Origin of the sequence: Bradyrhizobium sp. B025, from assembly GCF_042257955.1 — a bacterium.
Classification (GTDB): Bacteria; Pseudomonadota; Alphaproteobacteria; order Rhizobiales; family Xanthobacteraceae; genus Bradyrhizobium; species Bradyrhizobium diazoefficiens.
Map to the genome: position 1 here is coordinate 1058144 of NZ_CP170150.1, position 12172 is coordinate 1070315.

11 protein-coding genes are annotated in these 12172 nt (G+C 63.3%); 1 reads left to right on the plus strand and 10 read right to left on the minus strand.

The window, feature by feature from the left end; genetic code table 11:
• The first annotated feature begins 382 nt into the window (after window positions 1–382).
• Window positions 383–1207 carry a class I SAM-dependent methyltransferase gene (locus tag ACE10W_RS05080; protein WP_375762557.1) on the plus strand — a complete coding sequence of 275 codons (825 nt, stop codon included), beginning with the start codon at window positions 383–385 and terminating at the stop codon, window positions 1205–1207.
• A 10-nt stretch (window positions 1208–1217) separates the two neighbouring features.
• Here the strand turns inward: ACE10W_RS05080 and ACE10W_RS05085 are convergent, their stop codons facing one another.
• The 10 genes from ACE10W_RS05085 to ACE10W_RS05130 form a co-directional block, all read right to left on the minus strand.
• A complete protein-coding gene (locus ACE10W_RS05085) occupies window positions 1218–1487 on the minus strand; it encodes a hypothetical protein (protein WP_375762558.1) in 270 nt (89 codons plus the stop codon).
• Window positions 1488–1615: 128 nt separating this feature from the next.
• A complete protein-coding gene (locus ACE10W_RS05090; protein ID WP_375762559.1) occupies window positions 1616–2338 on the minus strand; it encodes an SOS response-associated peptidase in 723 nt (240 codons plus the stop codon).
• A gap of 2 nt (window positions 2339–2340) precedes the next feature.
• Window positions 2341–2790: a hypothetical protein gene (locus ACE10W_RS05095; RefSeq protein ID WP_375762560.1), complete on the minus strand. Its 450-nt coding sequence runs from the start codon at window positions 2788–2790 to the stop codon at window positions 2341–2343.
• Window positions 2791–2799: 9 nt separating this feature from the next.
• Window positions 2800–3198 (minus strand): hypothetical protein, encoded by a 399-nt coding sequence (locus ACE10W_RS05100; RefSeq protein WP_375762561.1) that lies wholly within the window; start codon window positions 3196–3198, stop codon window positions 2800–2802.
• A 119-nt stretch (window positions 3199–3317) separates the two neighbouring features.
• A complete protein-coding gene (locus ACE10W_RS05105) occupies window positions 3318–3956 on the minus strand; it encodes a GTP pyrophosphokinase family protein (protein WP_375762562.1) in 639 nt (212 codons plus the stop codon).
• A complete protein-coding gene (locus ACE10W_RS05110) occupies window positions 3931–4944 on the minus strand; it encodes a hypothetical protein (protein ID WP_375762563.1) in 1014 nt (337 codons plus the stop codon). Before ACE10W_RS05110 ends, ACE10W_RS05105 begins: the two co-directional genes overlap by 26 nt.
• A 288-nt stretch (window positions 4945–5232) precedes the next feature.
• Window positions 5233–6540, minus strand: coding sequence for an ATP-binding protein (locus ACE10W_RS05115; protein ID WP_375762564.1), 1308 nt, complete (start codon window positions 6538–6540; stop codon window positions 5233–5235).
• A 1-nt stretch (window position 6541) separates the two neighbouring features.
• Window positions 6542–9085, minus strand: a complete 2544-nt coding sequence (locus tag ACE10W_RS05120; protein ID WP_375762565.1) for an Hsp70 family protein — start codon at window positions 9083–9085, stop codon at window positions 6542–6544.
• Window positions 9086–9087: 2 nt separating this feature from the next.
• Complete coding sequence (locus tag ACE10W_RS05125; RefSeq protein WP_375762566.1) at window positions 9088–9435, minus strand: hypothetical protein; 348 nt, start codon at window positions 9433–9435, stop codon at window positions 9088–9090.
• A 38-nt stretch (window positions 9436–9473) separates the two neighbouring features.
• Complete coding sequence (locus ACE10W_RS05130) at window positions 9474–11711, minus strand: tetratricopeptide repeat protein (RefSeq protein ID WP_375762567.1); 2238 nt, start codon at window positions 11709–11711, stop codon at window positions 9474–9476.
• Window positions 11712–12172 lie beyond the last annotated feature (461 nt).

Consider the following 12172-nt stretch of genomic DNA (forward strand, 5'->3'; position numbering starts at 1 on the left):
CCTCTTTGGATGGTCTTGAGGCGATTGCCCCATGATGACCGAGATCGCGATGCCGATCGCCAATGCCGACAACAGGGTCGACACGATCGGATAGCTCCTCAGGTTGCTCATGGCTCAGTGCGACGGTTCGAGCTTCCGCATCTCCTGCAGGCGGGCGAAACAATAATCGCGATAAAAGGCTTCGATGAATGTCCACATGACCACATCCCCATTGGTCTAATCTCCGCAGCCTGATCCCGTTCGGTTTCAGGAATGTGTCGCCGCCCCGGAAAATGGTTTCGGTGGTCTCCCGGCGGAGCTTCCCCGCTCAGACCGGGCTATCCGAAGACAGACGCAAACCGCGGGCGTGCTATATGAGACCGAACAGCAGCTGGAGGGGACGATGTCCGGTCTTTCCCATTGGCAACTCGACTGCAGCGCGCCGGAGCTCTATGAGCGCTACCTTGTTCCCGCGATCACCGCGAAGTGGGCGGCCGATCTCGTCGAACGCGCCGGGTTACGGCCCGAGGAGCGGGTCCTCGAGGTGGCGTGCGGGACGGGAATCGTGGCCCGCCTCGCGAGTCTCCGGACCGGAGACGGCCGCGTCACCGGCCTCGACCTGAACCAAGGCATGCTGGCTGTCGCGCGAACGGCGTCCGGCAAGGCGATCGGATTCATCGAAGGAAGCGCTTTGGATCTACCGTTTGCGGGCGGCGCTTTCGACGTCGTGCTCTGTCAATTGGGCCTGCAGTTCTTCCCCGACCGGGCAAAGGCTCTGAGCGAGATGCGTCGGGTGCTGTTGGCGGGCGGACGCCTTGCCGTGAGCGTCTACAGCCCGATCGAGAATACTCCCGGCGCCCACGCGTTCGTGGAGGCGCTCGACCGCGTGTTAGGAAGCGAGGCATCGCGGATCAAACGCGGGGAGCATTCGTTTGCCGCCGCGGGCGAGTTGCAGGAACTCCTGCATAATGCCGAGCTCGAGAACGTGAGGGTCGACACCGTCGTACAGCGGATCGCTTTCCCATCCGTGCTCGACTACGTGCGCTTCCAGCTTCTCGCGACGCCGATGGCGGCGCTGCTGGGTAATCACCCGGAGTCGGAACGCCAAGTGGTGATCGACAAGATCGCATCGGAAGTGGCCGACATGTCGGAGGATGAAATGCTGCAAGGCGGCGGGTTCTCCTTCCCGCAGGAAGCCTACGTCGGAACGGCGAGAGCACCGGGCTGAGCCCCAAGCCTCAGCATTCTCCGTCCGGGCACTCCGGGCAGATGTCGCCGATAGATTCCAGGACGTCATGCACCTCGGCCACGGCTTCCTCCGGAGAGATGCCGGGCGGCTGGTCATGCCGCGCGATATCGATGGCGCGCTCACGCGCGTGGGGGTCCGCCCGGTCCTTCGCCCAGCCGTGCTCCTCGCATTCGTGAATCGCGCCGGCCTCCTGCAGCACGCTGATCGCCCAGCCGCGCAGCGTGCGGATCGCCGGCCGTCGTTCCTTCGTCATCAGCATCGAGATGGCTCCTGCCTGGACGAATCCTTCCGCCCGCCTGCTCGTTCCGGGCGGTTAGCACGGGTCAGGGATTCGCAATCGGCAGGGCTTCGGCTTGTCCACCTGTTCCGCAGCGCCTGTGGAGAACGCTACGTCGCCGGCGCGGGGTCTTCCTTCACGCCGCGGGCGACGATTTGCAGCGTCCCGTCAGGAAGGGGCCGCTGTAGCTTCAGAGCCTCCTCGGCCGGTGCGGTCATCCAGGTCTCGACCTCCTCCGACGTCGTCAGGATCACCGGCATCGCCTTCGGATGGATGGCGAAGACTTCGGCATTCGCCTCCGTCGTCAGGAACGCGTAGAGATCGTTCGTGGTCTCGCCTTCCTTGACCTTCCGGACGGACGTCCAGTTGGTCCAGATGCCGGCGAAGCAGGCGAGCGGGCGGCTCTCGTCGAGCGCAAACCAGATGTCGCCGCCTTCGGCCTTGTTGAATTCCGAGAAACTGTTGAACGGCACCACGCAACGGTGCTCAGGACCCAACCGCCGCGTCCAGTGTTTGCTCTTCACGTTCCGGATGTTGGTGGTTCCAGGATCCGGCTCCATCCGGAGCAGCTCCTTGAAATCCACGGCCTTACCCATGGCTTGCAGTTTCTCGGCTCGCTTCTTCGTCGCGTCCATGAGCGCCTTCGACGACGACGGCATGCCCCAGCGCGCGGTCGCGAGCTCCCGGCCATCGGCGCCATTGCGCACGATCGGCGCCTTGTAGTCGGGAAAGACGCCGGGCATCGGCGCGAGGTTGCCAACGTAGCGGTTGACGACGCGGAACAGCGCGCTGATGGCGGCTTGGTTGGTGGTGATCGAATACAGATTGCACATCGTCAGGTCTCCGGAGCGGCCTGGCGAGGGCGCTGCGCCAACTGTAGCAGCGTCGCCGACGGGCGGCGATTGGCCTTGGCGCACTTGCTGCAGCGAAGTCGGCTTGCCAGATCATGGACGAAGGTCGTCGGCGGATGGCGCAGCGCGGCCAGGTCGACGTCCCGCTTGGTCTTGCAGCGCGAGCACTCGATCTCGAGCCAAGGGTAGCCGCCATTCAAGGCCTGATCGATCGCCGGGGATGGATCGATCGGCTGGCCGTCCGCCCACATGCGTTCGTTCCAGCTCTCGCACAGTAGCTTGTCCGCCGTCCGGATCAGGGCCTCGCCCTTGGCCCGTGCCTCGGCGGACTGCGCCGCAAGGATCGTCGTCACGGCGCGCGACCTGCCGAGCTCCTTGCTCAGCGCCTTGCGGTCTCCTCCGGAGAGAGGAGTGGGGTGGTGCTTCGGCGCCATTGCCCACGCCTAGTCGAAGGCGGGCCAGCAGCCGTCCTCTTCGTAGCGGCCGGTCCTCGCTTGGCAGGTGTTGTCCAACAGCCGCTGGCCGACCTCCGCCCAGATCGCGTTCTGACCGTATAGGCGGGTGGCGTCGACCTTCTGAATTTCGACCGTTCGGCCGCACCGTCGGCAAGCGACCCGCAGCAGGTGCCGCTGGATATCGGCCAGCCGCTGCGTCCGGATCGAGGGCCCCGGCGGGGCGCGGTCGGCAGAAACGTCGTCCAGGATGGCTTGCCAGTATTCCGGCGGCAGGTCGTCGCCTGGGGCCGGTGCGGGCGTGGCAGATGCCTTTCTGCCGACGGCGGCGGCCATCTTCTCCATCTCGGGTCGGGTCGGCATGCGCCAGCTGGCGGGGCGGTCGGTCATACCACGAGAAGAACATAACAAGAACAAAGAGTCGAGTCCCCTCCATCGAGAGCCTTTCAATGCCCCGCCGACCCGCGCTCGGCCTTCGATCCACGGCCGGACGGCGCGGAAAACAGGCCTTAGTCGTTCGCCTCGCGTCGTGTCCGGAAGAGCTCGTCGAACATCTGGTCGGCGCCCCATGCCTGCGCGGAGGTGTATGCAAGCTTGCGCTTTTCGTCGGGACTCAGGGGTGCAGACCCCGGTTTGTAACCTAGATCATGCTCCGCCTCGGACCAGGCGTGCTGGAAGAGCGTTTTGACCTGAAGTTCGAAAAAGTCGGGAAGCGTCGATTTGTCGATGCCATCACCTTTGACGTCGCTGGGCAGAACCAGAACGTAGTGTCTGCCGAAGTAGCCGAATTCCCACTCCGATTCCGGAATCCGATCGCGGAACTCGATGGGCTTGAAGTAGCTCTTGATGATGCCGTCGACCCGGTCCACGTCGGCGCGATAGAACGTGATGATGCGGGCGCCGATTTGATCCTGGATCTGGGAGAGAGGCTCTGAGTATTTGGGTCTGCCGTCCGTCAGCGCGGTTGCCTTCTTTAGGAAACTTGCGGGATCCTTGGCGCGCGCCGTCACGCGGTCGATTCTCGGCTCTTCCTTGAGGAGATCAGCGAAGTGATCACGCAAAGCGCTGGCGGTCGGCTTTAGCGATTTTTCGTAGCGCTCGACGTATTCGGCCTTCAGAGCTTCATCGTGCCGTTTTGAGCTTTTCATCGATCACCTTGCCTCGCGTCACAAACTTAACCTCGCCCTTGGACCCATCGACGGGCTCCCGTTCGAAGACTTTGTCGAACTTCTCCGTGTCGGCGGTGAGCAGCGCACCGTTGCTGAGTTCGACTGATTTGAAGGCGACAAGGTTCCTGTAGGTATCGACGTCGAACTGGAAGATTTCCTGCGCTGCGGCAGAGGACTTGAGCTCATTCTTGATGGCGCTCTTCGCGCCGTCCGAGAGTCCTAAACGCTTTCCGAAATCGTCGATATTGAGCCGCTGCCCGGCCAGGCCGCTTGCGAGCGTGCCGGCCGCGGTCAGTTCCTGTTTGACGTCCAATGGCGCCTTCTTCGCCGCGTCCCTGAGCGCCATCGCTAGGCGCCGCGTGCCCATTGCCGGGGTCGTGGTGAAGTCAGAGAGAAGAAAATCGTTGATCCAGTAGTTCGACGGTTCGCCCGACAGGGTATTGAGTTGCTTGTCAATCGCGCGCCCGACCCAAAAACCGCCCTGGAGCGACGAGTGTTGGTAGAGCACGGCCTTGTAGGAGGTCTTGCTTTTCATGAAGACGCGTTCCAGGAACTGGACCGAGAGCGTTCCCGGCGTCTCGTCGACGTAAATCGCGCTGTCCGTTGGGAAGCGCGAGAGGACGATCTTGTGATCGCGCCCCTCCTTGCCCGCTATCAAGAATAGCAAGCCAAGTCCCGAACGGCCGTCGCTGTGTTCGGCGAGCCGCTCGGCGATCTTCCGCCCCTTCGCCAAATCTGGTTTGGCGAGGTACGCGACGAGTAGATCCCTGCAATCGTTCTGCTGCCTGCCGTCGGCCGTCGGGCTGAACGTGATGTCGACGTCGCACTCGGTGTCCGACTTGGCGTAGATCCCATTGAGGAGATCGAACATTCCGCCGGTCAGGGAGACCGTCGTGCCTACGATTTTCGTCTTTCCCGTTCCCTTTCCGGGGTGCACCAGAAAGGTATGAATGTGCTGTACGGCCAAGATTCAACCCCGCTCCCCAATTCGCGCTTTTTTACGTTGAATATAGCGACGCAACGTCAGCGAGCACAACGGAAACCGGAGCATCTCGGGCGTCTGGAGACCAGACTGGCCGGTCATACCTTCGTCGAAGACGTGCGGCGCGCAAGCGGTCTCAGGCGACAGCGCCTCGACGTGGTGGGGCCAGGCCGGAAGCGTCGTCACGGCCACCGTCTTCCGAAGGACGCGATGGCCCTCAACATATCGCGACCGAGAAGGCGGACCGGCCAGCGCGGTAGTGCTTCGGTCGAGCTACCGAAGCCGGGAGAGCGCTTCATTCAGAAAGAAATTCGTGATTCTGTCCTGCTGCGCTCGCGCCGTCAGCCGCGCAGCTTCATTCACCACCCAAGCTGCGTCGCTCATGGGACGGCCGGCCAATGACTGGCTCGCCGGCGACAGATCGATCACGTCGTGCGGCCGATCCTTGAGCATGCCGGTCAGAGCGAGCTTGACCTCTTCTCCGGTAGGGTAATCGACGAGCACCGTATGGTCGAACCGCCCGGTCCGCAACACGGCGGGATCAAGCGCTTCCTTCCTGTTCGTCGTCGCCAACACCAGGACGCCGTTCTTGGCTGCTGCCTCTATCATCCTGAGGATCTCGGTCAGTTCCTCGACCTTGTGGTCTTGGGACATAGGTCCTCGCGCCGACGCTACGGCATCGATCTCCTCCAGGACGAGCAGCGAGGGGGCGCTGCGCTTGGCCTGCTCGAAGGCCTGCCGCATCGCGACCGTCGTCTGATGGATGAACGGGCTTCCGACCTCCCCGAGGTCAAGCCTGAAGATCGGCCGCCGCAGCGCGGCGACCAGCGTATCCACCGCGTGGGTCTTGCCCGATCCTGGTGGTCCGTAGAGCAGAATTCCATTCGGCAACTGAACTCTGAGCGCCTGATACCTCTCTGGATCGGCGCTTGGCTCGAGGACGTACTCGCGAAAGAAGGCCTCGAGCGCCGGCCGCCCCGGTAGGGCGAAGGCTTCCGGAGCAACCGGCTCCGCGAGTTCGGAGACACCGAGCGCCGACAGGAAGAACTTGATGTCGTCGGCCGAAACCCAGGGATTGGCCGCGCGCACCGATCCGGCGTCCAGCGCGGTTGCCTGCGAAGCGGTGAGTATCTGCGCGGCGACCTGCCTCATGTCCTCCGTGGCCTCGACGTCCTTCACCGCTAGGCACGCCTCCAGCGCCGGCAGAAACAAGGCGCTCGCCACCTCGGCCCGCGGTGCGCGCCGGCGCATGCCAGCGATCGCCACGCCGAGGGCTCTGAGGTCGCTGGTGGTGGGCAGTCCGAAGCGCTTCGGCCACCGCAGCAAGGGCACGGGCTCGGAGGACTTCGCCACCGGCAGCGTCAGGAAGCGGCGGCCGCCGAACTCTAACTCGGCGAACTGCGAGGCACCATCGATCCGGGTAGCGTCATCCGCGACCGGCTCCCCGCCGGCGAGGACGAGTATCAGGGCGTCGCCGGCCTGCTCCTGCAGCACCTGATAGCCAGGCCCTTCCATCCGCAGCCTGCCGACAGTGCCGGATGCCAGCTTGTGGCCTATCGGAAACCAAGGAAAGCCGGACATGCTACTTCATGAGGCCGGCAAGAGCCGCGGTGGCCGCGTTCTTGGCTGTGGTCGGTATCTGGTTTTCGAGGATGCGCCCGATGGTCCGACGAAGTCCTTCCAGATCGTTTCGGTCGATGCAGGCCTGTCCGTCCGCGACCAGCCTATCGTGGAGCCCCTTGTCGATGGCGAGGTGGCGTTCGCGTGAGAAGGCGAGGAACAAGTCTACCTGAAAACCGGGATGCTCCTTGGCGCCGTTGATGAAGATCGCGAACATTTCGGAGTGCGACTTTCGCGCGTCGTCGGGCCGACCGTGACGGAGCGCGTCCCGAACCTGCGCCTGCAGTGAGTCGAACCGGTCGTTCGTGGCTTTGGACGCGTGGGGACGGACGACGGAATCGTAGTCTTGGACGAGACGATCCGTCTCTTCCGTCAGAACGGCGCCCACGTTTTCAGGACGGTTCTTGATGCGGGAGATTTCCTGCCTAATAGCGCGGCCCTCCTCGGCGATCGATCGGCGGGTATCCGCTTCGAAAGACGTCCTCAGATTCTCGCGTTGCTCGTCCAGCCGCCGGTTCAGTTCCTCCGTCTCGGCGCTGCGCTTCGTGCCGAGGGCGCGCTCGAGTTCTTCGAGTTCGGTCGCGGTCGTATCGAGGACGGAGTTGGCGAGCTCCTCGCCTTCCTGCCCCTCGAAGCTCTTCCTGGCTCCGTGATCGGTGAACATCTTCCCGGTGTCGAACCGACGGCCGATTGAGGGCACCTCGAGCGCGCAGTTCAGAAGACCGTTCTCATCGAGATTCCAGTGTACGCGGACGACGTCGCCGCGACGGATGATATCGCCGATCTCCAGTTGGGAGCCCTCAACCCGAAAACTTCCGACATGAAGATTGAGGGCAGGATCCGTCACGCCTGCCTCCATCTGGTAGACCTCGAAATCGAGCCCTCCTTCTTCCCCGCCTTTAAGATCGTTCGCGGCCCGGTACGTTTCGGTGCCGCTCGCCGGAATCGATTGTCCCTTCGCCACCAGTTCGTGGAGCGTATTCCTGGGCAGACCGCCTTCGTCGACCACGACCTTGACGGCGATGGTATGGGTGATCGGCGTGCCCGAAGATGACGCGTCCGTACGCTTCACCACCAGTCTCGTTTCGGCCTCCTGCAAGGGATTTCCGGATCGGTCGAACACCATCACCCTGAACTGGTTGTCGCCCCGGCGCGCGACCGGCACGTCGTTCACGGAGGTGGTCCCGTCGAGAGGCATCTGCCCGCTGGTCCAACCCGTGTCGCTGTCGATCTGGAGGCGATAGCCTTGATCTTGCGCTTCCGGCTGCGGCCTGATCCGGATCCGGATCCGAGCATCCGAGGTGCGCTCCGGATAGCCGTATTCGATCCTGAAGGCTCCGCCCGCTTTGGCCGTGGCCCGCGTCGGTTTGGCGGTCACCGCTTCGCCGGACCAGTCGCGGCTCTCGGCGAAGATCGCGGCACCGAACGCGACCGCGGTCATCGGATCGGAATCCAGATCTCCGGCGATCCCCAACTGTTCCGGCACGCGCGAACGCACGATCGGCATGCGGGTCGGACCGCCGATGAACACGACGCGATCGATGTCGCCGCTCTGGTAGCCATTCTCCTTGAGCAGCTTCCGGCATGCGTCGATCGATCGGTCGACCTGATCGGATACCAGCTCCTCGAGCTGCCGCCGGTCGAACGGAATGTCGAGGTAGATCTCCTTGCCGGCGAGGTCACGGGACGAAAGTTGGCTTTCGTCCGCGGAAATGCGCGTAGAGGGCTGCGCCGACAGTTCGATCTTGGCCTTCTCCGCATAGAAGGCCGCGATCCTGAGCACGCGCTGATAGGTCGGATCCCTCTGCAGGTCGTCCGGAAGATCGAACTGGTCCATTAGCCAGGGCCGAACGATCTCGTTCACGACGCGCCGGTCGAAATCGGTGCCGCCCAGCATGTTGATGCCGCCGTGACCGACGACGTTGATGGTACCGCCGACGCTCTGGACGATGGCGACGTCGAACGTACCACCTCCCAAGTCGTAGACGAGGAATTGACCGTCCTTCAGCGCCGAGTTGCGTCGTTGACGATCGGCGATCGACGCCATCGCGGCCGCTATCGGTTCCTGGACCAGGCCCACACGGCCGATGCCGGCGGCCTGCGCCGCCCGCATGGTCGCCTCGCACTGCATCTGATTGAACGCGGCCGGGATCGTGATGACCGTGCCCTCCAGATCGAATTGACCTGCCGCCAACTTGGCCTGCGCCAGAAGCGTCTTGAGCACTTCCGCGCTCGCCTCTTCGGCGCTCATCGACCGGTCGGCGCTCTTGAATTCGATCGGGCTCGAGGTGCCCATGAGGCGCTTGAATTTCTTGCCCACGTTCTCCGGCGAGAAGGCATCCTGCTCATAAGCCCGTTTCCCGACGAACATGCCGCCCCGGCGGTCGATCATGATCGCGCTCGGAAGCACGTCCGATCCGTCCACCGTCTTGTAGAGGCGCAATTCCCGACCGTCGTTGCCGACGATGGCCGAATTGGACGTTCCCAAATCGATGCCGAGATACATGCTCACTCCTTACTCGCCAGATAGACCTTGCCCATCAGAACGGGATGCATGTCCGCGATGACGGCGGGTTCGATGGTACGGGCGACCACGACGTCGGCACGTCCCTGAAACTCTTCCCCGTTTACCGGAGATACCGGCAGGTTGACTTCGAAGTCCATCCCGTCGAACGACTGAACCGACATCCTGCGATCTCGGAGAAGTTCGTCGAGACGGTCGGCCGCGTAGCGTCCCTGCGAGGCGTATCTCTCCCGCCGATCCTCGGGAACGCTGTCGAGAGCCCGCTCCAGCACGCGCAGCAGCTTCCAATACTCGACCGCGAGCTTCGCCATCGTATCTTCGCCGTCGGTCATGATCGTCCCTCGTTCGCGCGCATTGCTTTCCTTCCCGCTCATCGCCGCGTCGCCGGCGGACCGGATGGTCGCCACGACGCCGCGAGAGCGCGTCCCTCGGACTCCAGCGAGTACCGCTTCCCGATCAGCTCGGCATCGACGGCATCCTTGTCGCCCTGCCGATAGCGATAGTCGCTGCAGCGCGAATTGTAGTCGTCGACCGCGGCGCTGAAACGCTGGCCCTGTACCCCGGCTTGAACCAGGGGGCGGGCGGCTTCGATCCGGACGCGCTGGAACGTGCAATAACGGATGTTCGCCCTGGACAGCGCCAGACCGGTGCCGACGGACGGCATCGTCTCGCTGGTGTCGAAGCTTTCGGTTCTTTGCGGAGGCGGGGCAGTCGCCTGAGAAGGTGCCGGCGTTTGCGGCCAAGTTTGCATATTGGAATAGGATGGCGTCGGCCGGTATTGAGTCGTCTGGGATCCCGAGTTGCTTCCCCCGTTGGCAATGATCGCCCAGAGGCCGCCGCCAACGATCACGACGCCCCAGAACCACATGACGCGGGTATTGGCTTTGCGTTTGGCGGTTGCAGTATCGCGAATGGTCCGCACGGCGCTCAAAGTATCTTCGTCGGTTTCCAGCGTGAGGAGCTTGTCCGCGAGTTGCTCCGTCTCCTTCCACTTCTGCGCCTGCAAATTCTTCGTCAGGTCGTTCTCGACGAGGATCTTGCGAGCGGCGCGCTGGTCTTCCCGCAGCATCGCGAGCATTTCGGGCGACGGCGGCCTATGAATGGCGTGGTCGAGAAGTCCCTGGATGATCCTGTCCGCGGCTTGCGGCGACGACGAATCGTTGTTCAGGGAAATGGCGACCGAGCGGACCAGGCGCCAAGGCGCATCCGAGAAGGGCAATTTGGCGGTCGCATCGACTGCCGCTACGAACTTGTCGAAGATGGACCTCACGCTTCCGACGGACCCGGGCCCGAAACCGGCCTTGAGCAATTCGCCTTCGACCGTGCGGTGCGAGTTGTTGGCCTGCTCGCAGGCCTGCAGCAGCGGCGTGAGCAAGTCGTCGGCCAGCTTGTCGTTGCGGAGTTCGGCGAGTTGCTTCGTGTCTTCGGCTATCTGGTCGGCGGCGCGGGGCAGGTGGCCGAACACTCCGGACGCGATTGAAACGACCCTCTCGGCGCATTCGAACTCGCGCTGCTCGTTGGACAGATCGAGTGCGAGCTGCCGAACCGTGCTATACATCTCACGCGCCGCGGGATCCTCGCGCTGGCGGTGGGTTTCGTAGGCCTGGACGGGCCGAACCAGCGCCATCCAGAAGCGCAGCGCCTTGTCGAGTTTTCGATAGATCGCGTCCGACTTCGGATTCTTGCGAATCTCGTCGCAGGCAATGACTACGGCTTCCCGGCGCTTTGAGAGTTCCGAAGCCACGGTTTGACGGAACATCGACACGTAGACGTCGAGTCTGAAGACTTCCGCGGCGTCCCCGCCGGCGACAATCCTCGAGACGAACAGATCGAAGAGTGCCACCGCCTCGTCGCCGAAGCCGAGGGCCTCGATCACCGCCTTGGTCTGACGATCGAGCAATTTGGAAAGCGCCTCGCTGACCGCGTCGCGGTCAACGCGGCCCAGGGCGATTTCCTGCCGCACGTCGTTGATGGCGTCGCAAACGGCCCCCGGCGCGACGGCTGCCTGTGCCGCAATCAGCTCACAGAAATATTCGAGCCGGAGCGGCCCCGCCGAGCCATAGTGGGCGATGACGTTCGATCTCGGAAGCGAATGCAGTCGTGTAAGGCTCTCCTTGATTTCGCCGAGCGGCCTTCCGCTGCGGATATCGGACACGATCAGCGTCGCCAGCTTCGGATCGACATCGAGGAAGCCGCCGATTTCGGCTTCGATCCGGAGCCTCGGCGTCAACAGCGTCTGCTGGGCGCGCATGAGGACGTCCGGCTCGTCAGCCTCATCCTCGACCGCGTCTTCGTACGCCTCCTTGACCGCCCCGGGCTTCGCGTCGGGCGGCAGCCCGAGGAGAACGAAGGGATTCTTGAGGAGATTGAAGTCGCCGCCCGCGATCGGCCGGGCATGACTCTCCGACAGCACGCGCGCGCGATGGGAGCGATACAGTTCAGCGTTCTCCGGGGCCAGCCGAATGGCGATATCGAAATCGGCAAGGGCGCGGTCGCGGTCACCTTTCTTTGCCCACACCAGGGCTCGGAGCCCATGTGCATGGGCATCATTGGGACTTAGCCTCAGGGCGCCATCGAAATCCTTCAGCGCCTCGTCGTATCGATGCATACGTGCCTTCAGAAGCCCTCGCTGCCGACGAGCCTTGGCGTCTCGGGGATTCCGAGAAATGGAGGCATCGCATTCGAGTATCTGGGCTTCGAGATCTTCCTCGAGCTCTGTACTTGTGCCGTCCGAAGACATGGAATCCGTGATGCAAAAGACTGGAAAGTTAATGTACTACTGCCCGCACCGAATCGCGATTGAACCTTCTATGTAGCGCAACCGCAATGGCCATGGTTGGGATCTCGCTTGTGGTTTTCGGGCCTAACCATTCGATTAGCGGGGTTCTCGCTCGATTAGAGTGCGGCGGTATGCAATTACAGCCTTCGTGGGCGGCGGTGAAGGGCGTCGATCCCTCGAGTTTGTCCGGCGCGACGAGCCCTATCTTCCGGTGAACTTGGCACGGTCCAGGCGACGGATCCCACGACCGGCGCGCCGTGACGCTCGATGTTCTCAGGATGGCGTCACAA